Raw genomic sequence first — 21965 nt, 5'->3', positions numbered from 1 at the left:
CGATATGCGATGCTTTTTTTGCATTAATTCTATGTCAAGCGGCTTATTATTTCAGCTCACTCAACAGCTCACCTAGTTTTTTCACGCTAGCTGTTTCTTCTGTTACGGTTTGTTGCAATAGCTCTTTCTGTCTGCCGAGCGCATCTGTCAAAGTAGTGATTTCTACTGACAAATCCGGCTTCGTTTGTTCCTTCTTTGCTTTCAAAGACTTGATCGTGTCGAATAGGTCTTCATGGTCGACGATTCGTCCAGCCCCCCACATAAGCTGCTCTTTCGGTGCTTTTATGACATAGTCCGTGAAGTAGTTGAATACTTCCTGATCGAAGTCATACGCATACCAGTTGTTATCAATTGCGTATAAGTACTCGTCCAGTGGTGTGGCGATATCACCTGTCTTTAACGCCTCAATGGAAGCAGCTAAGTTTTTCACGTTATTTTGCGCATGTTCATGAGGGAAAATCGGTTCATCTTCCCACGTCAATCGCACGAATTGGTCTTCCGCGTATTTATAAGCAGCCAACAAGTCGCTATTTAACTCACGACTTTCCTCGTACAGCTTCTTCGCTCCGTCTGCATCCTCTTTTTTGAGTGCTTCGGCATACTTTTTATTCACGTCAGCGACTTTTGTATTCACTTGTTCTGCACTGGACATGGCCTGATCGATCTCTTTCATCAAATCGCCTGAAGCAACAGATGCCTGTTTAAATGCATCGGCATCGATCAAATCTTTCATTGCTTGCAAACGTGTCGTAAAGTCTAAAGGCACAACAGCAGTTTGATCGTAGTGCATGGTCAATAATCCATAAAGATTTAAATGGAATTTCAGCGCCTCTGCATTGAACGCCTCTTCACTGTCGAATTGAGAATGATAATGAGAGTGCATAAATTCACTATCTTGGAAATCATTCCGCAGCGCTGGCACACCGGCAATACTGAATGAAAAATCATCTGACCATGTACGTAGTGGAGAAACGACTGAAATTCCATCTTTGTACACATCGGATAATGGCGGCACTTCTTTTGCGAACTCCGTCAAGTAGTTATTCAACTCGTAAGTCGAGCGGATTTCATCTTGTGTCGTATGTTCAAATGCTGGAAGTTCGAAGTTCATATTCGCAAATGTCTTTCCGACCCACTCGGGATGAATATTGAAGATTTGATTGTAAGCACCTGTCGACCAGTCGTATCGAGTATTCGACTTACCCCATTCTTCCGCTGCGATCGCATTGAAGATCAGGGTCTTTTCTGGTTGGTAGCCGCTGTCAATCATACCTTTAGCGATTCCTAGCATCAAACCGATTGCTGCATTGTCATCTTGGAACCCGGCGAAATACGAATCATAATGGCCAGATAATAGGATATAGGAATCCGGATCTTTTCCGACAATTTTCCCGTAATAATTATATGCTTCCTGATCCATCTTCACTGTAGATTTAGCATCAAATTTAACGGTAAGCGTGTCATTTTCACTAGCTTCAAGTGCCTTTTTCAGTTCACCTGCATCGGTCTGAGACATCGAGAACGCAGGTGCATCGTCCGGTCCGCAAATATCCTGTGAATTCAACGCATCGGGATCAACTTCGGCATAACCAGCTTCTTGCACCGCAATAACCGCCGCTGCACCTTTCACATGGGCTTGATACGTAGGATAATTAATCCACCATTCTTCACGTTGATTAATGTCAATTAACACAAGTTTCCCTTCGATATCCAATCCTTCTAATTCTTCCGCAGTTCCTTTTCCTGCATAGACTATCTCAAGATCTTTCACACCGTTCGTGTCAAAGTTCACTTGATACCCACCTAGCACTGCGAGATGTTCTTTACCAGTAGTATCTGTGAAGGTTAAATCGGCTTTCTCAAACTCCCAACTATCTACCGTAAATGCATCTTTCGTCACTTCGGTCAATCCGATTTTCTTCATTTCTTCTCCAATTTTCTCCCCAGTCTTTCGTTCCGCTTCTGATCCTGCAGTACGATAGCCCAGTTTCTCATTGGTTTTATATTCTTCCATTCCTTTAGCAAATTCAAAAGCATATTCTACATCTACTTCAGACAAGTACTTGTCCTTTTCATCTGATAGTGGAACAGTCTTTACATCCTCCACAGGTTCTTTCTTCTCATTGGAAGTATCTTCTTTAGGCGTACATGCAACGAGTGACGTTGCAACGAGCATGGACAACGTTAAGTAACTCACCATCTTTTTCATATATCACAGTCCTTTTCATTTTTTGCAATCAATTCATTAAACGATATAGAGTGAGTTTTCGCAATAGAAATTTTCACATTTCACGACTAAATCTATTGAAACTTTTTTCTGAAGTATATTAGTGTTATTAAAAGCAAACAAAAATAGTTATTGTTTGCTTTTTACTAAGGTGAATGGATTTTTTTCCAATGGTGATGTATTTATGAGCGTGCGAACATCATTTCTATTTCTATGTATCTCTCTCTAATTCCGATGCAGTATTCAAGTAGCGCAGACTTCCTTACGTAAGTTCACGTTTACATAACTGAAAGTACGTTTTCTAACGTGACCAGTTGTGATCTAATCGCACTACGTATTTAGTTGTGTATATCTTTCTTAATAAATATGATAATCTCACTATTGGAAGCAAGTGTTAAGTCATTAAAGCGAATTGAGAGTGATAGTATGTTTGTGTTTTTTGCGTTATTTGGTTTTCTATTTATTTTGATTGGGACTGTCGGCTTACTTATTAAAGCAATCTTTAAAAAGTCGAAGAGGAAGTTTGGCATTCTCGCTTTAGTAGGTATTGCGATGTTCATCGTAGCTGTAGTCATTTCACCAGATGATATAGAGCCAGAGAAAGAGAACGCTGATTCAGTAGAACAGACACCTACGGATGAACCTGTTGAAACGAAGAAGGAAGCACCTGAAAAAGAGTCTGTAGAAGAAATAGAAAAACCTGAAAAGACAATATCTAAAGAAGTTGAAGAAAAATCCGTTCCAGTCGTAGTACCTTCAAAAAACAATTCTTCAAAAGTAACTCCTGAAAAACTAAAAGACTCCACAGAGACAAGCGGTACGACAGCGAGAATCCCTGTAGAATTAGTAAAAGTTATAGACGGTGATACGATTAAGATTATATATAACGGCAAGGAGCAAAACGTTCGATACTTGTTGATCGACACGCCTGAAACTAATCATCCTAGACTAGGTAAGCAACCGTTTGGGGATGAAGCTAAGGCTAGAAATAAAGAGCTAATAGAGAGCGGTACGCTAGAAATTGAATTCGATGTCGGAGAGCGCTTTGATAAATACAACCGTTTACTTGCCTATATTTATGTAGACGGAAAAAACATTCAAAAAATCTTGTTGAGTGAAGGGTTAGCCCGTGTGGCGTACATCTATCCTCCAAATACTCGATACGTGGATCCGTATGAGAAGACACAAGCGATAGCGAAAGAAAAGAAGTTGGGTATTTGGTCAGTTGAAGATTATGCAACGGACACAGGCTTTAACGCACAGGCAGTAAAAGAGAAACCTGCAGAACCGGCACCTCAAAAAGCGACACCAGCACCTAACTCTTTAAAAACAGAACAACCAGTTGTTCCTGCGCCTGCTCCAGCACCTGCAGCTAAACCAACACCACCAGTTCAAAGCACAGAATTTTTTCAAAATTGTACAGAACTAAGGAAGACCTATCCTAACGGTGTACCAAGCAGTCATCCCGCTTATCAATCTAAAATGGATCGCGATAAAGACGGATTTGCTTGCGAACGATAAAAGTAGGGCTCTTTAAATAGTAGTTAAATAAAAAAACCGTGCGAAATCAAGTTACAAACTTGGTTTCACACGGTTTTAATTTTGCATCATTATTTCTTTATCCATTTCGACTCAACAGGAATCCCTGCATCGGCAAATAGATTATATACCGGACATCTTCTTTCCACTTCTGTTTTCAATTGCTCGATCGCTGCATCTGATTCATTCGTCGTGATTTCACAAACAAAACGTACTTTTTGGAAATGCGTTTTTACGCCTTCTTCCCCCATCAAACCTCGAGAATCTACGATACCCGTTGTATCAAAATTGATAGCTGTAAAAACAAAGCCTTGTTCGTTCGCAATTAGTGGAATCATCACTGCTTTACAGCCATTTAGTGCTGCCGCGATAAACTCGAGTGGATTTGCACCAGTATCTGTTCCGCCTAAATGAACAGGCTCATCCATCGGAAATCCTTCAAAGTCGCGGATCGTATGTGTAGAGCGAACCCCTTCATCCCACTTCGCTGTAGCCGCAATCTTGACTAACGTGTTGTTTGTTGTTGACATAACACCCATCCCCTTTTAATTCATACTAATATAATATGTATTGTAGCATATAAAAGTATTGAATGAAATAGGTATTGAGAATTTATTGTAAGAATTAACAGTTATCTTTAAACTAAGTGGAAAGTATACGACGAGATCAGCTGATCAGCCATTATACACTTTGACTCGCTTAATAAATAATGAACAGATGAAACCAAGAATTGATATAACGGTCGCAAATAAAAATGCATTTTGTACACCTGAAATGACGGCTTCCGCTTGATGAGCAGCTGTAATGGGGTCGCTGATATTTCGTAAAAATGTATTTTGTGACGTGTTTAATATAGTAATACCAATCGCTGTACCTATTGCTCCAGACGTTTGTATCGCAGAGTTAACGATCGCCGTACCATCCGGGTAGCGGTTTAGCTGTAGCGAGTTAATCCCATTTGTTTGAGATGGAGTCGTCACCATCGACATGCTCATCATTAATAACATAAAGAAGATGATAATTAAATAAAAACTAGTTGTCGATGAAATCGTAGCAAAAAATAATGCAGCCACTGTACTCATTGCAAATCCACCAATTACTAAGCCGCGCGGACCATATCGATCAAAAATTCGACCACTAACCATCGACATAATCCCGTTAAAAATACCACCTGGCAACAGTAACAGACCTGCTTTCGAAGCAGATAAACCAAGCCCTGCTTGCATAAATAAAGGCAATAAAATATTGGAAGAGAATATAATGAGGTTAGCAAACAACGTAATGATTATGCCTAACGTAAACATTGGATGCTTAAACACTTCCAAATGAAGCATCGGTTCTTCAATAGATAATTGACGAAAACCATAAATAACGAGAGCGGTCAAACCGGTTACAAACGCTACAATCACAATCGGACTTGACCATCCTTCACTTTCGCCTGCATAGCTAAACCCAAAGACAATGCCGCCAAAACCAATGGTAGATAAAATAATGGATAACACATCAATCTTTTGCTTCTGAACAGCAGATAAATTCGGCAAGTAAATGATACCAAATAGTAATGCAAAAACAAGGATCGGTGCAATCATCCAAAATATCATATGCCAATTGAAATAATCAATAATTAATCCAGCAGATATTGGACCAATAGCAGGCGCAAACATCATCACAAGGCCTACTAAACCCATTGCAGTCCCTCTTTTCCATGGTGGAAAGAGAATAAGAACCGTATGGAATAACAATGGCACTAATAAACCCGTACCGATTGCTTGAATAATTCGTCCTGTTAACAATATCGTGAAACTCGGGGAAACCGCTGCAATCAGTACACCCACGATAGAAAAACTCATACTCGTTATAAAAAGATTCCTTGTTGGAACACGTTTTATTAGTAATCCTGAAACAGGAATGATAATACCGAGCACGAGTAAATATCCTGTAGTTAACCACTGCGCTGTAGAGGCAGAAATAGCGAATTCCTTTATCAAGTCATTCATCGTCATATTTAATGCGGTTTCGCTAAACAATCCGATAAACCCACCAATCAATAGCACAGTCATGATTGGGGCGACTTTTAACTCTTTCCTTTTTATCTTTTCTTGTATTGAATCCTCCATCTATCGAACCTTCCTTCATAACTTTTACAGACCATAAAAAATAAGATAACATCTAGCCACTGTGATAGCTAGATATTACCTCAGAAAAGTGCTTAAATAGAGTGTTTGGGAAGGATTCAAACGTTCATATGTTTTCATATATAGTATTATTTCTCGCTTTTCATCAAAAAGCATAAGATATATCTACTAATTACTGTATCATTTCAGCCGGAGTAATCGCTTCATATGGAAGAGATGTCGTGCTGATTTTCGTAATGAACCAATTATCACGGCCCGGTTCGGGATTCTTTTCTACCGTAATTACTTTATGCCCTTTGCCGAAACTCGCATAGGAAGTGATCAGGTCATATGCAAGAGTAAATTGTTGCGTTGTATCACTGTTTTTATTTACATGGACAATATGAATAGTTGACACCCACGGACTGGATTGCCCAGTTACCCAATGGTCTTTTGCAAATTGCTTTTCTGTTCGTTTTTGAAGTGCTGGGGATAGTACTGCATGCTGAACGGCGCCGCTCCGGTTTTGCACTCCTAGTATCCATAATTCAACCGTTTGTAAAGGATTTCTAGTTTGTAATCCATATATAAATGAACGTAATTGACTATCCATATACGTAGTCACCTTTCAAAATACGTTTCTATCATTGTATGTTTTGAAAGATTTTTCAGGTACTAAATATTACTGCTGTTATCGTGCCTGTTGATAGGATTCTAAATTACTGGTTACTAAAATCAATCAGTACCATGTCATGATTAAGCTACTTTATTCCTTTTATAATTGATTATGACGATCTTTAGTAGCCTCATCTAAAGTAGTTTGTATGGAGTGACTGTTTAAAAATTCGTGTAAGACAATTTCAGCACGATCCATGACCTCTTTAATTCGACAAACACGTTGATCTTTTTCTTGCTCTAGTAATTGTCCATTACTTTCATCTATCAATAATGTATGTTGTTTAGAATCTGAATTGGAACAAGTAAACATGTTTTGTCTTCCTTCAGTGGACAAAATAACATCCAAAAACGTGATATCACTAGCTGGACGTGATAATTCATATCCACCTTTTACGCCAGGAACGGCTCGTATGATTCCATCTTTCCGTAACTGAGTCATAATTTTCGATAAATAACTCTCCGATACGTTTAGCTTATTGGATAATTCTTTAATACCTACTTTGTCTTCGCTCTCTGAATTAGCCAAATAAACTAAGGCATGTAGCGCATAATCCGTACTTTTCGCAAATTGCATTCTTTCAACTCCATTCACTGTATTTCTTCACGTTTAAAACTATCCATACTATCTATAATAGACAATTGAAAACCCTCCGAAAACTATTTGAACGTACTGTTTATTCATCTTGTCCTTTTACTAAAATAGTCTCTTTATCTCGATAAAGCATAAAACTCGCTAACATAAATGATAGTACATCAGCGATAGGGAATGCAAGAAAGACTCCGTACACTCCGAAATAAATCGGTAAGATTATCACTAAAGGTACCAAGAAAATCACTTGTCTGGAAAGTGACAGAATTAAAGCTTGTCTAGGTTTCCCTATAGCTTGGTAAACACCTCCGGCAATAATTTGTACGCCCACAATAAAATAAAGCGAAAAAATAATCTGCATTGCTTTTGATCCTATTTCTATAAATTCTGGATCGCGTGTGAAAATCCCCATTGCATACTCAGGGAATATTTGAACGAGAAGAACGACGACTACAGAGATCATGACAACATACCTGAGAGATAACCATATCGTCTTTCTCATTCTTTCATATAGTTTTGCACCATAGTTGTACCCTACAATTGGTAACATTCCCTGCATGATTCCATTAATCGGCATAACCGCAAAGGCGATGACACGTTGGGCGACACCATAAGCTGCTAGATACACATCTCCTCCATATCGTAGCAACATCGTATTGATCACTATAGCTACTAAGCTAAATGATGCCGTGTGTACAAAGGTTGGAAATCCTATAGCGATAATCTCTTTTAAAGTAGAAATCCTCATTCTAATATAGTTAAGATGAATGGTAAGTGAGCTATAGCCTTTATGATAATATATTAAAATGATTATGGTCATTATCGCGTGTGAGATTACAGTTGCTATCCCAGCTCCCATAACACCTAAACCAAAGCCGAAATCGAATATAAGTATAGGATCTAGAATTATGTTAAGTATGGCAGGGATCATCATTGCATACATTGCAAATTTAGCATTTCCCTCTGCACGTATCACTATATTTGTTGCCATTGAAAAACTAACAAAAATGAAACCCAAAAGAATAGGTAGCATATAAGCAGAAGCATACCCAATAATGTTTTCTGTTGCTCCAAATAATATCAAAAGATCATCTAATAAAAAAATTCCAACTAGTATACTTACTATACTAATGAGCAGAAGCAAATATATATATGTCCCGAAAATCTTGTTCGACTCGTTGATTCGTTTTTCTCCTAATCTTCTAGCTATTACAGAAGACGTACCCACTCCTACAGATGCTGCTAATGTCATAACAATCATCATTACAGGGAAAGAAACAGTCAAACCTGCAACTGCATGTACACCTTCCGCAAGTGAAATATAGAACATATCAACGAGATTGTATAAAGCCATGACGAATATACCTATCATTGCAGGTATAGATAAATTCATTATTAATTTAGATGGTTTTTCAGTTCGAAGTTTGTCACTAGAATTCGGCTTTTCTTTTGAACGCATTTAATACTCCTTTTTACAGTACCTACTAAAACTAGTTGCTAAATTAAATTAACAACTAGTTCAATACTGTTTTATTTATTTTTTTGTGCCACAACTATATAAACAGATTGGTTAGCCAATTTAGTTTGAGGATACAGAACATCGACGAGGTCAAAGCCAGCAGCAAGAATTTCTTCTTTCATATTTTCCGATGAAACTCTCGGACCAGTTGATAACTCTGATTTCTCTAATTCAATGCAAAGGAACATTCCTTTATTTTTTAAGACTCTATATACTTCGCCTAATGCAAGCGAAAGTGGTTTCACTTCGTGAAGTGATATTGAAGCGACAGCCTTATCAAATTCTTCGTCACCTAGTTGTAGATCTTTGAAATCTGATACAAGCGTTTTAATATTGGTAATTCCATTTTCTTCAGCTTTTGTTTCCAAGTATTTTAAAATGTCTTCATCAAAATCAAGTGCTGTCACTTCATCTACATAGTTAGAAATGGGAAGACTCATATAACCAACTCCCGCTCCAAGATCTACTAATTTGTCCTCTTTATTAAGTGATAAGAACTGAAATAACTCTTCAGCAGAGCTTCTCTCTATATTCTCCAGATTATTAATTTTCCTCAGTAATTTTTCATTCATTTCGTTTCCTCTTTTCATTATAGATATTTTGAATCTACAATCACTATAATTGATGTAGTATTATTTGTAAACATTTTTGTTTCACAGGATATGAAGACTGTATCATTTAGTAAAAGCTTTCTTGCTATATCATTAGCGGCAAAGTAATCGCAAAACAAATAAAAAAAACAAACGGTCCCTATACGTAAAGGTGTCGTTTGTTTTTGTGCATATGTTTTTAGCGTTTTAAACCGATATTCCAATTGCTACTTCTTTATAACAAAAAAGAGGTTTTCATGAATCTAAGCTAAAGACGGTTTACATTTTGCCTTGCGGTACTTACAATTCATGCTTTTCTTTATTATACAATCTGACCCAATTCTAGCGTAATGAAGATTCATTGACTGCATAAGCTGCTCTTTTATACGAGACGGTTCTCCAATGATTCAATCGCTAATTTAAGTGCGATTATACGTCGTTCGTTCACTGTTTTTTGAGGACTACCCTTCTTTGCTTTTGCTAATTGTTTATCAATAGACGGAATGATACTTAGTAAAATTTCCGTAGATTGTACAATTGTTTCTCTGTCGTAGAAGAAATCTCCATTACACCAAACGCCATGTAAGCTCTCCAACCCAACCTTTACAGCGTCGCGCCGTTTTTTCACAAGTGTTGTATTGGAACCTTTTACCGTCATACTTGTATAAGCATTCGATAGTTTAGTAAAAGTCGACTCTAAAGATTTAATGGACAATTCTTGTACTTCTTGGCTAACCGTTTTCATGTAGAAACCTCATCTTTCATTTCAAATAATGTTAAGCCTATACGTTTTTATACAGGTACTTAAATTGCAGGAGTGAAAGGCCAATTCTACCATTGCAACTTAAGCTTTTCACTCCCTATACTCTGCACTTACAAAATGAAAGTTATGCTATTTTAATCGGTGTTTCTTTGACAATTTTATAAACTGCTATAGCCATAATTGTTGCTATAGCGAATGATGCAATCATCGCAACTACAACATTAGGTACTGGAATTTCAAAGTTAAATAAACCCATTAACGGTTTCGGTGTATTGAACGACCATAGTAAGTCATTTACAGATACGACTACAAGAGCAACTACAATGGTTACAAATCCACCAGCGCCTCCATAACGATAAAATCCTAATCCAATGAGCCATCCAACTAGAAAATAGATCATCACTACGAAGAAATAAGAGACACTAGTCAGTAACCAGCTGTTTACTCCAAGTGAGGATAATACAACTTCTTTAAATACATTGATGTTAAAGATACGTACTATCCAAGTTAGAATGGTTGTTAGACCTATGACAGTAATCGCTAAGCCTATCGCTGACAGCAATGCTCCTTGAAAATACGACTTTCTAGTAACACCATACTTCACATACAGGGTGAGGAATACTGAACTTGAAATGATCCCACACACGAGCATAAATATTGTGGTTGTTTGAAATGTAAAAGTTAGTAACGACATCGATCTTATATCTGGTTCATCGAGGAACCAAACAATTGCAATGTACGCAATATACAAAATCGGCAAATACCACGCGACCCATTTCATTTGGGCCAAGTACAGATCAGCACCTATTTTCTTTCCCATTGCGTTCATTTTACATTCCCTCCTTTGTTAAATGAATAAATAATTCATGAAGTGAAACATTTCCAATTTCTAGATCTTTTCGATTTATTTCGTCCGCTTTTTCTTCCGTCAATTCCCCGTACAGCATCATCGATTTTGTGCCACCTAGCTGCTCTTCATTTAATACATGAAGTCCGGCGACCACCTCTATTACATCGCTAGTTGGACCTGTAACAGAATACCCTCTTTCTAAAAGAGTATCTACTTCCTCTTGAAGTAATAATGTACCTTGATGAATAATCAACACTTCGTCAAATAAGTATTCCATTTCTGAAATTAAGTGTGTGGATAAAATGAAAATTCGAGGATTGCGTGCTTGCTCTTCTAACACTTCATTGTAAAAAATTTCACGTGTTGGAGCATCCATCCCTTGATAAGCCTCGTCAAAAATCGTGACTGGAGTTCTACTCGCTAACCCGATGGTTACATTAAAAGCTGACTGCATACCTGCTGATAACTTCCTTAGTGGTTTATTTGTTGGAAGGTGAAATAGTTGAACTAATTGTTCCGCATATTTTCGATCAAATGTTGGACGAAAGCGCTCGGCTAGATCAAAGTATTTAGTGATTGTGTCATGATTATCTTTATAGTCTGTTTGGTGAACAAACGTTACTTGAGCCATTGCTTTCTCGTTTTCAAAAATGTTCACTCCATCTATTTTCATTTCCCCACTCGTCGCCTTTCGGTAGGCGGCTAATACAGATAGTAGACTTGTTTTTCCGGCACCATTGCGCCCGATCAATCCATAAACTTTCCCATTTTCCAACGTGAAGTTAATATCTTGTAACGCTTCAAACTCGTTATAAGAAACACGTATGTTAGTTGCCTCCACTTTTCTAGTCATCCTGTACACTCCCTCTCAATTTTTCTATTATTTTCACGATATCATGGTCCATCAACTTCAGTTTTTCCGCTTCTTTTAACATTGGCCAAACAAACTCCTCAGCGAATCCTTCCCTTCGTTTGAGTATCAATTTTTCTTTTGCACCTTCCATCACAAACATTCCTACACCCCTTTTTTTATAAATAATCTCTTCTTCAACAAGGAGGTTAATTCCCTTCGAAACCGTAATGTGATTAATTTTATAAAACTGAACGAGCTGGTTCGTCGATGGTATTTGATCATGTTCTTGTAGTTGATTATTCATAATTTGATCTTCAATCATTTCTTTTACTTGAAGGTAAATAGGCTTTTTATCATCCAATGATTTGCTCATCGCTTACGTCACCTCTTCTCATGATATGCTGTACTTAGTTATATGGTTATATGGTTATGTATATAACCATATAACAGAACAAATTTTTAGTCAACTAAAAAAACGATCACTTTGAATGTGATCGTTTTTCTACTATAGGCTTATTCAATAGAATGGATAGAAAATAGATGTTACTCTAATTGATCAACTTCTTTTTTTACGCTTTCTTCGTCTCACCATAAACTTAACAAGCAAAGCTAGTAAGCCAATAAGCGTAAGCAAAACTGCGTAGACGGTTAGGATGATTCCATTCGGGTTTTTAAGGATGGCCCAAATGTTCGCATCATGCTCTACGATTTTCCTGCCATGTGTTTGCTCGTAATATGTCGGTACTTGAGCAACACCGTTGACCTTATTAAAGGACTTGAAGTAATTCGCAATGGCATACCATTCTTTCACTTCTTGGTGCTCATTCATATAAATGATTTGGTCTTCAAAGTTTATCACCGGTGTACCTTCCTTAGTCTTCGGCACAACAGATAGGATACCGAACGACTTTTCATTTACGAAAGGAAGCATTTGAACGGAATATAAGCCACCGATCACACGATAGAGTTTTTCATCGTCGATTTCTGTGTTTACCCCATCTATAGACTGCAAACTGATGTCGGTTACTTTATTGAAAATGAAACGATTCGGATTAAACGTATAACTCAAACCCGCTATATACAGTTGAACTTCATTCATAATAGGCGTAATAGAGGCATCGACTTCTGCAATGGTTTTCAATTCTTTACCGGTCAAATATATGTCCAGGAGTGGATAGCCAGAAATTTCATCAGGACCGATACCTAAAGAATTTGCATTGAAGACGTTTGAAACCGTGATCTCGCCTTCGCTAAATGAATCCCTGATCGTCCCGACCGGAACTACTGCTGCAGCGATTGGTTCATATTTGTCTCTTTCGAGTTGTTGAATCATGTGAATGAAAGAGTCGCCTATCAAGTTTCCAATGGGTTCTTCTTTTTGCTCAATTCCTAACATAGAAAAAGGCGTAAAATCGAATGGAGAATAGGCTAACATTTCATCAAACATCATTCCAAAATCATTGAGGTAGTTTTCTTGAATTACTTCTTTGTATGTCTCAATTGTTTTAGTGATTGTTGAATCCAAAGGAAGAGAATCGTCAATTGGCCGTAATTCATAATTATTAACTGTCCATTTATTGGTTTCATTTCGTGTAATATTGAGGATGCCTAGATTTTCTCCATATTGCCCCGCCGACCCTAAGATAGTAGAACCTACGATAATCGGCTCCACTAGTGTCGTATGACTATGCCCACTAATAATGACATCAATGTCGGGAACTTTTTTGGCGATAATTTCATCTTCGGACTGCGACGGAATATCTGACGTACCTGAATGTGAAAGAGCGATGACTAGGTCTACATGTTCTTCATTCTTCAATGTAGCAACCGTGGACTTGGCACTTTCCACCGCGTCATCAAACGTCACACCGGACATAGGTGCATTGCCAGCTGCTTCTTCTCCCATTAACCCAACGATGCCAATTTTGATACCTTTACGTTCTATTACGATATACTCTTTAACGTCATATTCGTCCATCGCTTTTTTTAATGTTCGAATGTTGCTAGGTATCTTGCCGTTTTCATCTTTTGGGAAAATCGTATTCGAAGCAACGATACTAGGCAATTCTTCACCACTGTCTAACGCAGCACGTAAACTACTCGCTAAACCTTCTGCTCTAAAGTCGAATTCATGATTCCCTAGTGTAGTCACGTCATACCCCATCCGCCCCATCATCTGTAAGCCTGGTGCATCTGTTGAATAAATCGTTTGAAACAATGTCCCCATCGCAAAATCTCCAGCATCAATTAGAATTGCATCGGGATCGATGTCTCTTTGTTCAGCTATCGCGCTATGCAATCTAGCATATCCGCCGACTGATAACTTTTTTTCTCCTCTTTTTACTTCAAACGGCAGAAAATTGTCGTGTAAATCATGCGTAAATAGGATCGTGATCGATTCTTTAGCCGAATCAGCGTTTCCTTTTGGAGCATCTAAAATAGTGATGGTTACTAGAAGTAGAATAATTAAAAGGGACTTGACTAGTATTTTCGTAATGATGATGTCCTCCTCTTAAGGATGTATATGTATGAAGCGTACATATCATATACTGTCGAGCTTAAACTTCACGCCGATTCTTTCATCTGGTGATAATTGACTTTTCCATAGATCATAGCTTTTTTTCATCATTTCCTGGGAAAGTTTTTCTGCTTGCTGATCATCACCTGATAATGCATAGGATAATAACTTCTTATAATAACTGAGTGAAGCTTCACGACGAAATGAGCTTTCAAAGTATTTTAACGCCATTCTCACATAAGCTGGTTCAAAACTGTTTAGCACGAGCGAAAAGAGTGGATTCTCTGATAATCGAGCTAACTCTTTTTGAACTTTCCAATCATATGACGCAAAAGCTTCCGCAGTGTCTGTTAATTCATCGATTTCAGCGAGAAGTCCCACGACTTTAGGATAATTGAGTAGTACCGCTTTTTGTACATATTGAGGTGTTAGCGCAATACGCAATTCCAAAAAGTAGAGGACGAACGCATCTGGCACTTGATCAAAGTACTCTATAATATCCACGATGGTAGTAATATTTCCCCCGTTCCAGTAATCATTGACTATAGCGCGCTGTCCTTTTCGCAATGTCAGCCAGCCTCCGTGACTCAGGCGCTGTAAAACTTCGCGAATGGCGGGCCGTCCCAGTTCATACAGCGCCGCCAGTTCTCTTTCCGTTTCGATTTGACTGCCCGCCACATATTCACCTTGAAGAATGGCTTTAATCAATTCTTTTTCAACAATTGCTGTTCGATTCATGGCTAGACCTCCTTTATTCAACACTTACGTACGATTCTCTAAGTTTTTAGCGGTATCGCTTTTACCGACCTCTTTTTGATCTTTATACGTACCGAATGTTTTATCGATAGCTGTATGCGTTACGCCGAACCAGTAGTTTTCATTTTTAAAATGATGCCAAAGATGTGCTTTTTTAATACGTCTTCCCATTTCGGTACGCGGTTGAACGGGACGATGCGCAATATAATGTTTCCATTCGTAATACATGAAATAGGCGATAATTCCTGCCAGATAAGCAATCGTAAATAGCCAACTACCTGTTATGAAATAGAAAACTAGTGCGAAAATAGTAAAGCCAGGCAAGCTGAACCAAATCGGCAAAAATAATAGTTTTAAATTTGCCGGATCTACGTGATGATCAAAATGTAATCGTTTAATCGTTTTCAACAAAAATGGATTCGTTGGCGTTTTCATATGGAATAAAAATCGATGAATCAAATACTCACTCATGGCATAAGTAGCCATTCCTATAATGAAGGAAATCCACACACCAAAGGAGAATGCATGTAACAGACTATAGCTTATGAGCGGAATAAATAGCACCAACATTATCGTAATATCCGGAAACGTAACGAACTCTTTCATATATTTCGTATTCATGAACCGTCCTCCTATCTTATAGTCGATCTATCTATGAAGCATGGAGCTGATAATACTTGGTGGTAAGACCAAAATTTACCTTGGAGTTACCAAAACTATATAACATTCCGAATTAATAGTCAATTGAGTTTTAGAGAAATTAAAAAGCACTGTAAAATAAGCCAACATCAATATGTCTTCTGTAGGTGCTATTTTATTCCTCCGGTAATAAATACATGGTATAATGCTCAAGCGGCAAGTTATGAATAGCAACGAACTTATTTCAGCTAAGGATATCTGCTTCTGGTTGTCGCCAGGGTAGGTATCCTTTGTTGCGTCAAAATACGTTTCATGCACATGTTCTTTGCGTCAGTCTTTTTTAGAAAGGAAGTAAATTGTGTCCTCATTACAAATTGTTCAAGTACGTTATCCAAAAGCAATGGCTTTTACTCTGATGTTTGGAGCTTTTATCGGGTTATTTGGTGAAACAGCTTTAAATATGGCACTGACTAATATTATGGCGGACTTCTCGGTCAACTCCGCTACCGCTCAGTGGTTGACAACAGGATACTTATTAACGCTCGGTATTCTAGTACCTGTGTCTTCTCTCTTAATTCGGTGGTTTACTACGAAACAATTGCTCGTTGCGTCTTTGGCCTTTTCCATAGCCGGTTCATTTTTAGCTGGTTTCGCTCCGAGTTTTGCTGTGTTATTTATAGGTCGTGTCGTGCAAGCGATTGGAACAGGAATACTATTACCATTAATGATGAACGTCATTTTATTGATATTCCCGATCCATAAACGCGGTGCCGTTATGGGCGTCATGGGGCTTGTGATCACGACAGCTCCTGCGATTGGACCTGCGTTGTCCGGATTAATCGTCGACACACTCGGTTGGTCATATATCTTCTGGGTTAGCTTGGTGTTTTATGTAGGATTGATCGTATTTGGTCTTAAACAAATTGACAACGTCTCACAAATCACGAAACCAGCGATTGATGTCGTTTCGATTGTATTATCAACGGTTGGATTTGGTGGAGTCATTTATAGTTTAAGTACTATGGCTGAAAAGTCTTTAACGTCCGCATACGTTTATCTTCCATTAATAGTCGGTTTTGTTTCTCTACTTTTATTTGCCGTAAGACAGTTCAAGATGAAGCACCCCATGATCAATTTACGTGTGTTTAAATATCCGATGTTCACGTTAGGGGTCGTGCTATTGTTCATCGGCATGTTTTTAATTCTATCTTCAGCTATTTTACTTCCTCTGTATATGCGAACATCTTTGCTCGTCAGCGCAGCAGTCGCAGGATTTGCTTTGCTGCCAGGTAGCGCTATGAACGCATTGTTGTCTCCTATCATAGGCATGCTGTCGGACAAGTTCGGTGTCAAAAAGATCTTACCGATCGGCTTTTTATTTACAGCGGTCGCAAGTGTGTTATTTATCGTCATTATTTCGGCTGAAACGCCAATTTGGCAAGTGGTCATCGCATTCCTAATCTATTTTGTAGGTATTTCTATGATTATTATGCCTGCTCAAACGAATGGATTAAATGAATTGCCGCGCGAACTTTACGCGGACGGCTCAGCTGTCATGAATACCTTACAACAAATCGCAGGCGCTACAGGAACGGCGTTGGCGATTACTTTTATGATACACGGGCAAAATGTATTTTTAGAAACTTCACCTAGTGCTTCGGCTGCTGAAATGATTGCGGCGGGTACGAAATATGCGTTTTACTTTATCGCTGGATTCGCTATTGTTGGATTCATTGCGTCATTGTTTGTGAAACGGGTTCGGGTGTAAGTGGACACAGTTGGTAGAGGTACCAGGTCCCAACACAATTCTGAATAGTGTCTGGACCTGGCCAGTTAAACTGAAGATGAAAAGACCGCTAATTAGTCTCCATTAGCGGTCTTCCTTATTGGAAAAAGTACTTAGTCATGAAAACGCAACGTTAGTTTAGTACTTAAATACTTACTCACTTCTTAAAGACATACTTCTTCCCATCCTGGCTAGTTACGATCAGCTGGGTGTTAGTGACCGACATGTGCTTTCCTTGGAGATTCGACAGTTTACTAGTCTTCTTATCCAGCAAGCTATACTTATAAATACCTGTCTTATTGAAGTAATACATCGTCGAATGATCGTACAGCACGGATGCATTGTTTTGATTTTCATTTGGAATAAACGACTTTTCTTTTGGATCCTCATAAAATAGAATTCTTGCATCAAAATCGCGTTCTTTTTTTCTGTCCGATCCATTCATTGCGACAGAGTTGAGTGTCAACTTACTATCTTTCGGGATGTTAGGCGTTCGGTAATAGTCTCTTTTCGTTGCTTCATTTGTATAATAGATGCGGTCATTCCAAATAAATACGTTCCGCATCGTCTCACCGAAAAGGGAAGACATAATCATAGAATCTTTCGGCCCCGTAAAGCGCTCTGTTTTCGTCCGTATGATACCATACTCCATCGGCAATTCTGAAGCTTGGCCAATTGCACGTAAATAGGGAATGAATACTTCATCATTATAGACAATTACATCAAACCAATCTTCCATATAACTAACCCAAACCCCATCGACCGCTTCAAAATCTAGCTTACTCAAGATCTCTTCACTTTTATTCGTTTTTAAATCTTTTTTCAACAATCCATTACCTATACTGTACGAAAAACCATTCTGCTCAACTGTTTTTCCTTTCTGGCTGACATATGAATGGTAACGACTGAGTTTCATCGAATCGTCAAGCGCTCGTGTCAGAAATGCCGAAAACTGTGCGCGCGTCACCGATTGAGATGGCATGTATTTGCCTTCTGATCCGCCAGCAATGCGTTGTTTGGCAATGCCGTTAATATCAGCATACGCCCAGTGCGCCGGAACTACATCAACAAAAGTTGGTTCGCTGTCAAACGGTATATTGAATGAACGGCGTAAAATGGCCGCCATCTGCGCACGTGATGTATTTTCCCCTGGACGCATTAACCCATCGTCTCCACGGAGAATTCCTTTTTCATTTACCGTCGCGAGAATTTTATAATAAGGGGACTTCTTTGAAACGTCTTTAAACACTATGTTTGGATTTTCCACGAGTGGAATCTTTAGAGCTTTGATCAGCATGGCGGATGCTTGTGCTCGCGTGATCGGTTCATTCGGTTTGAATGTACCATCTGGGTATCCTCCAATAATGTTGCGGTCATATAAATACTTGATCTCTTTCTGTGCCCAATGGCCTTTCATATCCGTAAACTCGGCCGCATGTGCTGGAAACGGCATGGTTGGAACTATGAGTAGTAATGCGATGAACGCCGCTGTAAGTTTTTTCTTCATCTGTTTCTCTCCTTTATAAGTAATTTGTGCTGTGTACTTTCGCCACTTACGCACCGTACAGACGGAGATATTTAGAAAAAGTTTCAAATAAAAATACCAAGTCCTCACATATTCGCGTAGGGACTTGGTATATAAATAGTTCACGCTTAGTAAATGACACGTTTACCAAGTGACAAATGGTGGTGATCCAGGTGGCGCATTTTGTATCATATCCACTAAAGGAATCACATAACCGAATGCGACAATGAACAGCATAACTATAATCCAAACAGTCCATTGTTCTGTCCACTTGGGTGTCTCACTAGCATTCTCTTCACCTTGGGCAATTGGAAATTCTGTATTTCCTTTTGGTGCGAAGAACATTAAGTTGAAAACGATATAAACAATCATCACGAGGGCTATAGTTAATAATGTTCCTCCGACCGCTAATAATAGTAAGTATGGATCCCAACTTGCAGCCGTTGCACTATCACCATACGTTGTGTAAGAAGTTCTTCTTGGAGCACCTAGTAGACCTACCGTATGCATTCCTCCGGCCATGAATACCATTCCTATAGTCCAAATAAGTGTTTGAATTACACCTAATTTATTCATTGCTGGCGTAAGTGTCCGTTTGGATAAATAAGGTATTAACCAATACATTGCACCGAAGAAAGTCAACACCGCTGTCACTCCGACGGTTATATGAAAATGACCTACAACCCAAAGCGAATTATGAACGACTTGATTCAATTGGTTCGCATTTTGCGCTATACCGCCAGCTCCACCTGGAATGAAGAAGATCATCGCGATCATAGGGGCAAGGAAACGAACATCTCCCCAAGGCATTTTCTTAATCCAGCCAAAGACTCCTTTTGCTCCTTTTTTCTTGCCGACACGAGCGAATACGAAGAACATCGCAAATGCGGTCATTAAGGACGGGAAGCCGATTACCATGCTCATTAGCGCATGTGTAAGTTTAATTCCTTCTGACATTCCTGGGTCAACAATTTGATGATGAAAACCGCCTGGGATATTCGAAACGACTAACAGGATGACAACTACTCTCGTTAATGTATCACTGAATAAGCGCCCACCAATCACTTTTGGTACGACGACATACCATAATGAAACTGCCGTTAAGTACCAAATGTTTACAAACGTATGTCCGAAGCTCCAAAATAACGTTCTACTGAGCATAACATTAATTGTTTCCGTCCAACCAAACGCCCATGGGATCAGCATTAACACTTCTGCTGTTACACCAAGGCTTCCGAAGAATAGAAGAATAAATACACCCATCGCAAAGAATCCTAGTAACGGTATATGTTTGCCACGATTTCTTTTTCTCCACTTAGCGATTTGGGTGAATCCACCAAACGCAGCAATCCAAATCCCTGCGACTACAATAAATAAGCCCACATAGAACCAAGGAGATGCTTTCATAGGCGGATAAAATGTATACATCACGGATGCATTCCCCATTACGACTTGCGTAACAACGAGTACTACTCCTACCAGCATAGTGATGAGAGAAATCCACCCCATCTTCCTAACGATCGGAAATAAACCGTCCATCGTGTGAGAAAGTATCGAGTAAAAATAAGCAATTACAAACAACACAGAGAACACTAAAACTAATAAAATACCATGTGCAGTTAAGACTTGATAGTAATTAAAGTTTGCGGGTAGTTCAAGTAATCCTGCACGATTAAGTCCTTGAAGTAAACCTAAAAGTCCACCTACCAACAAGGTGATAAAAGCTATGGAGAAATACGTTAACGTAAGACGAGAGTCTAGTCTATTACTTCCTGACATAGTACTGATTTTATTTTCAATGGTTTCCATTTGATTCACCTCCTATTTCACTATGATTTTCATGCTCATCAATTGGTGTCCGACACCACAATATTCATTACAAATGGCTAAATATTCACCGGGTTTCTTAAACTTTTGTTTTGCTTCTTGAATATGTCCTGGCATGATCATGGCGTTTAAATTTGTACCAATTACTTGGAAACCATGCATGACATCTATAGAAGTCATTTTAAAATGAACAGTCGCGCCAGCAGGTATTTCAATTACATTTGGCTCAAACGAAAAGGCGCGTAATATCATGACGACTTCGTATTCGTTATCGCCAATCTTTGAAATTCCAGGATTATCAAACGGTGCTGTCTCTTCAACTTTTTCTGGATCAATCATGCCTACACCACTTGGCGGGCCTTGGCCTAATGCAAAAGTCTGGACTCCACTATAGACTACTGCGATGACCAACATAGAAGCTGCTAAGAAAAGCCAGATTTTTTCATATCGATGCATTTTCATTTGAATACCTCCTTATAGTCGTACTGAAAAGAAAATAAATAATATTACCCAAAACAAAGCGATTCCGCCTCCAACAAACAGTATAGAAGCATACATAGCATTTCTGAATGAACTTTCATCCACTACTTCCTCCTTGTTCACTCGTTCGTTTGGTGAATTCTTCATTTTATCCCCCCCCTTAATAAGTTATTGACGAAAATACATAAAGCAAATCTACGATGTCTGCTCTATGAGTGATGGACCATAATACTATTGTAAAATTAATATAACCTAGCCCTTTTAAAAATTCATAAGTTTATTACACTCTGTTTAAATGCAATTAACTATTGATATTAGTATAAACATAACATAATTAATACTAATATTGTATTAATTACTAGAATATTCCGTTAATTATTAAAGCGTTTTTATTATATTAAAATAACTATTAACAGATTTTCATTTTTTTGATTTGTGGTTAGCGAGGATGATTTTGCTGTTTTTCATTTTATGTATATGGAGTGATCCATTCATCGCATCAGTTGTTCCATAAGCTATTTTTAGTATTACGTAACCCTTAGCTTTAGTATGAAACAAGGAGTGGACTTACACCTTGATGTGCATCAAGTTTTTATATTCTATTTCTCACCACGATGAATTAAAATATTTGAGCGCATTACGTAAGTTTCTTGTGAATGTACTTTAATTGGTATTTTACATAGTCTAAAAAAACGTATTACTTCCTTTCTGT

The 21965-nt window shown here is 38.4% G+C and carries 20 protein-coding genes; 2 read left to right on the top strand and 18 right to left on the bottom strand.

Features of this window, described 5'->3' with window-relative positions; translation table 11 throughout:
- Positions 1-46 precede the first annotated feature (46 nt).
- Complete coding sequence (locus CSV64_RS01840) at positions 47-2209, bottom strand: M28 family peptidase (RefSeq protein ID WP_199168377.1); 2163 nt, start codon at positions 2207-2209, stop codon at positions 47-49.
- Positions 2210-2653: 444 nt separating this feature from the next.
- Between CSV64_RS01840 and CSV64_RS01835 the strand changes: the two genes are divergently transcribed.
- The gene (locus CSV64_RS01835) at positions 2654-3748 is read left to right on the top strand and encodes a thermonuclease family protein (protein WP_233190387.1); all 1095 of its coding nucleotides are present in this window, start codon (positions 2654-2656) and stop codon (positions 3746-3748) included.
- 89 nt (positions 3749-3837) lie between these two features.
- Here CSV64_RS01835 and CSV64_RS01830 read toward each other — a convergent pair whose 3' ends face one another.
- The 13 genes from CSV64_RS01830 to CSV64_RS01770 all read right to left on the bottom strand — a co-directional run bounded on the left by CSV64_RS01830 (position 3838) and on the right by CSV64_RS01770 (position 15617).
- Positions 3838-4296, bottom strand: a complete 459-nt coding sequence (locus CSV64_RS01830) for an OsmC family protein (protein ID WP_099633363.1) — start codon at positions 4294-4296, stop codon at positions 3838-3840.
- 144 nt (positions 4297-4440) lie between these two features.
- Positions 4441-5883 carry a DHA2 family efflux MFS transporter permease subunit gene (locus tag CSV64_RS01825; RefSeq protein ID WP_099633362.1) on the bottom strand — a complete coding sequence of 481 codons (1443 nt, stop codon included), beginning with the start codon at positions 5881-5883 and terminating at the stop codon, positions 4441-4443.
- A 190-nt stretch (positions 5884-6073) separates the two neighbouring features.
- Positions 6074-6493, bottom strand: coding sequence for a hypothetical protein (locus CSV64_RS01820; protein WP_099633361.1), 420 nt, complete (start codon positions 6491-6493; stop codon positions 6074-6076).
- A gap of 162 nt (positions 6494-6655) precedes the next feature.
- On the bottom strand, positions 6656-7132 hold the full coding sequence (locus CSV64_RS01815; protein WP_099633360.1) for an RrF2 family transcriptional regulator: 477 nt from the start codon (positions 7130-7132) through the stop codon (positions 6656-6658).
- Between the two features lie 100 nt (positions 7133-7232).
- Complete coding sequence (locus CSV64_RS01810; protein ID WP_099633359.1) at positions 7233-8606, bottom strand: MATE family efflux transporter; 1374 nt, start codon at positions 8604-8606, stop codon at positions 7233-7235.
- A gap of 71 nt (positions 8607-8677) precedes the next feature.
- On the bottom strand, positions 8678-9238 hold the full coding sequence (locus CSV64_RS01805) for a class I SAM-dependent methyltransferase (protein WP_099633358.1): 561 nt from the start codon (positions 9236-9238) through the stop codon (positions 8678-8680).
- A 400-nt stretch (positions 9239-9638) separates the two neighbouring features.
- Entirely contained in the window at positions 9639-10001 is a 363-nt protein-coding gene (locus CSV64_RS01800) for a hypothetical protein (protein WP_099633357.1), read from the bottom strand.
- A gap of 142 nt (positions 10002-10143) precedes the next feature.
- A complete protein-coding gene (locus CSV64_RS01795; RefSeq protein ID WP_099633356.1) occupies positions 10144-10848 on the bottom strand; it encodes a hypothetical protein in 705 nt (234 codons plus the stop codon).
- Between the two features lies 1 nt (position 10849).
- Entirely contained in the window at positions 10850-11722 is an 873-nt protein-coding gene (locus CSV64_RS01790) for an ATP-binding cassette domain-containing protein (RefSeq protein ID WP_099633355.1), read from the bottom strand.
- Complete coding sequence (locus CSV64_RS01785) at positions 11715-12095, bottom strand: GntR family transcriptional regulator (protein WP_099633354.1); 381 nt, start codon at positions 12093-12095, stop codon at positions 11715-11717. Before CSV64_RS01785 ends, CSV64_RS01790 begins: the two co-directional genes overlap by 8 nt.
- 183 nt (positions 12096-12278) lie before the next feature.
- Positions 12279-14111 (bottom strand): bifunctional metallophosphatase/5'-nucleotidase, encoded by a 1833-nt coding sequence (locus CSV64_RS01780; protein WP_255397607.1) that lies wholly within the window; start codon positions 14109-14111, stop codon positions 12279-12281.
- Between the two features lie 153 nt (positions 14112-14264).
- On the bottom strand, positions 14265-14978 hold the full coding sequence (locus CSV64_RS01775) for a GntR family transcriptional regulator (RefSeq protein ID WP_099633352.1): 714 nt from the start codon (positions 14976-14978) through the stop codon (positions 14265-14267).
- 24 nt (positions 14979-15002) lie between these two features.
- Complete coding sequence (locus CSV64_RS01770) at positions 15003-15617, bottom strand: sterol desaturase family protein (protein ID WP_099633351.1); 615 nt, start codon at positions 15615-15617, stop codon at positions 15003-15005.
- Positions 15618-16035: 418 nt separating this feature from the next.
- Here CSV64_RS01770 and CSV64_RS01765 point away from each other — a divergent pair, with 418 nt between their 5' ends.
- Positions 16036-17403: a DHA2 family efflux MFS transporter permease subunit gene (locus CSV64_RS01765; protein WP_099633589.1), complete on the top strand. Its 1368-nt coding sequence runs from the start codon at positions 16036-16038 to the stop codon at positions 17401-17403.
- A 175-nt stretch (positions 17404-17578) separates the two neighbouring features.
- Here the strand turns inward: CSV64_RS01765 and CSV64_RS01760 are convergent, their stop codons facing one another.
- The 4 genes from CSV64_RS01760 to CSV64_RS16575 form a co-directional block, all read right to left on the bottom strand.
- Positions 17579-18928, bottom strand: a complete 1350-nt coding sequence (locus CSV64_RS01760) for an S-layer homology domain-containing protein (protein WP_099633350.1) — start codon at positions 18926-18928, stop codon at positions 17579-17581.
- 162 nt (positions 18929-19090) lie between these two features.
- Positions 19091-20755 carry a cbb3-type cytochrome c oxidase subunit I gene (locus tag CSV64_RS01755; RefSeq protein WP_099633349.1) on the bottom strand — a complete coding sequence of 555 codons (1665 nt, stop codon included), beginning with the start codon at positions 20753-20755 and terminating at the stop codon, positions 19091-19093.
- Positions 20756-20767: 12 nt separating this feature from the next.
- Positions 20768-21235, bottom strand: a complete 468-nt coding sequence (locus CSV64_RS01750) for a cytochrome c oxidase subunit II (RefSeq protein WP_099625284.1) — start codon at positions 21233-21235, stop codon at positions 20768-20770.
- Between the two features lie 12 nt (positions 21236-21247).
- Positions 21248-21400 carry a hypothetical protein gene (locus tag CSV64_RS16575; RefSeq protein ID WP_158232997.1) on the bottom strand — a complete coding sequence of 51 codons (153 nt, stop codon included), beginning with the start codon at positions 21398-21400 and terminating at the stop codon, positions 21248-21250.
- Between the last annotated feature and the right edge of the window lie 565 nt (positions 21401-21965).

The organism is Sporosarcina sp. P32b, from assembly GCF_002743335.1.
GTDB lineage: Bacteria > Bacillota > Bacilli > Bacillales_A > Planococcaceae > Sporosarcina.
This window is presented reverse-complemented; position numbering and strand designations above follow the sequence as displayed.

Excerpts from the sequence above, each read along its gene's own strand:
- CSV64_RS01785 (WP_099633354.1), bottom strand. The coding sequence starts at position 12,095 with ATGAGCAAATCATTGGATGATAAAAAGCCTATTTACCTTCAAGTAAAA.
- CSV64_RS01820 (WP_099633361.1), bottom strand. The coding sequence starts at position 6,493 with ATGGATAGTCAATTACGTTCATTTATATATGGATTACAAACTAGAAAT.
- CSV64_RS01770 (WP_099633351.1), bottom strand. The coding sequence starts at position 15,617 with ATGAATACGAAATATATGAAAGAGTTCGTTACGTTTCCGGATATTACG.
- CSV64_RS01810 (WP_099633359.1), bottom strand. The coding sequence starts at position 8,606 with ATGCGTTCAAAAGAAAAGCCGAATTCTAGTGACAAACTTCGAACTGAA.
- CSV64_RS01835 (WP_233190387.1), top strand. The coding sequence starts at position 2,654 with ATGTTTGTGTTTTTTGCGTTATTTGGTTTTCTATTTATTTTGATTGGG.
- CSV64_RS01840 (WP_199168377.1), bottom strand. The coding sequence starts at position 2,209 with ATGAAAAAGATGGTGAGTTACTTAACGTTGTCCATGCTCGTTGCAACG.
- CSV64_RS01805 (WP_099633358.1), bottom strand. The coding sequence starts at position 9,238 with ATGAATGAAAAATTACTGAGGAAAATTAATAATCTGGAGAATATAGAG.
- CSV64_RS01750 (WP_099625284.1), bottom strand. The coding sequence starts at position 21,235 with ATGAAAATGCATCGATATGAAAAAATCTGGCTTTTCTTAGCAGCTTCT.
- CSV64_RS16575 (WP_158232997.1), bottom strand. The coding sequence starts at position 21,400 with ATGAAGAATTCACCAAACGAACGAGTGAACAAGGAGGAAGTAGTGGAT.
- CSV64_RS01760 (WP_099633350.1), bottom strand. The coding sequence starts at position 18,928 with ATGAAGAAAAAACTTACAGCGGCGTTCATCGCATTACTACTCATAGTT.
- CSV64_RS01795 (WP_099633356.1), bottom strand. The coding sequence starts at position 10,848 with ATGAACGCAATGGGAAAGAAAATAGGTGCTGATCTGTACTTGGCCCAA.
- CSV64_RS01790 (WP_099633355.1), bottom strand. The coding sequence starts at position 11,722 with ATGACTAGAAAAGTGGAGGCAACTAACATACGTGTTTCTTATAACGAG.
- CSV64_RS01755 (WP_099633349.1), bottom strand. The coding sequence starts at position 20,755 with ATGGAAACCATTGAAAATAAAATCAGTACTATGTCAGGAAGTAATAGA.
- CSV64_RS01830 (WP_099633363.1), bottom strand. The coding sequence starts at position 4,296 with ATGTCAACAACAAACAACACGTTAGTCAAGATTGCGGCTACAGCGAAG.
- CSV64_RS01815 (WP_099633360.1), bottom strand. The coding sequence starts at position 7,132 with ATGCAATTTGCGAAAAGTACGGATTATGCGCTACATGCCTTAGTTTAT.
- CSV64_RS01775 (WP_099633352.1), bottom strand. The coding sequence starts at position 14,978 with ATGAATCGAACAGCAATTGTTGAAAAAGAATTGATTAAAGCCATTCTT.
- CSV64_RS01825 (WP_099633362.1), bottom strand. The coding sequence starts at position 5,883 with ATGGAGGATTCAATACAAGAAAAGATAAAAAGGAAAGAGTTAAAAGTC.
- CSV64_RS01765 (WP_099633589.1), top strand. The coding sequence starts at position 16,036 with ATGGCTTTTACTCTGATGTTTGGAGCTTTTATCGGGTTATTTGGTGAA.
- CSV64_RS01800 (WP_099633357.1), bottom strand. The coding sequence starts at position 10,001 with ATGAAAACGGTTAGCCAAGAAGTACAAGAATTGTCCATTAAATCTTTA.